This window comes from uncultured Microbulbifer sp. (genome assembly GCF_947489355.1).
GTDB lineage: Bacteria > Pseudomonadota > Gammaproteobacteria > Pseudomonadales > Cellvibrionaceae > Microbulbifer.
This window is the reverse complement of record NZ_CANLDD010000215.1, coordinates 1-315: the sequence shown is the minus strand read 5'-3', so window position 1 is coordinate 315 and position 315 is coordinate 1. Positions and strand designations below refer to the sequence as shown.

Genomic DNA, 315 nt, shown 5'->3' with positions numbered 1-315 from the left:
CAAGCCCAACCGCAAAAATGGCCATACATCCAAGACCATGAAAAGCCCGACGGGCAGCTTCGAGCTGCAGACACCACAGGACCGCGCCGGCACCTTCGAGCCACAGATCGTCTTACACCATTCTTGGCCTGAACATCGAAGACAAGAAAGAGTTGTTGGGCCTCTACCTGTCTGACCAGGAGGGCGCGCACCACTGGCTGAGCGTTCTGACCGATCTTTACAATCGTGGAATCAAAGGCTGTAGTGGTCTACTAATCCCGGACACCAATTTAGGTGGTAAAGTCGCTGCCTGAGACAGAGGTGTTCAATGAGTAA

1 pseudogene is annotated in these 315 nt (G+C 53.3%); it reads left to right on the top strand.

Annotated features, from left to right (window positions below):
- Nucleotides 1-236, top strand: a pseudogene (locus Q1A48_RS21515) (transposase); the annotation flags it as partial.
- Between the last annotated feature and the right edge of the window lie 79 nt (nucleotides 237-315).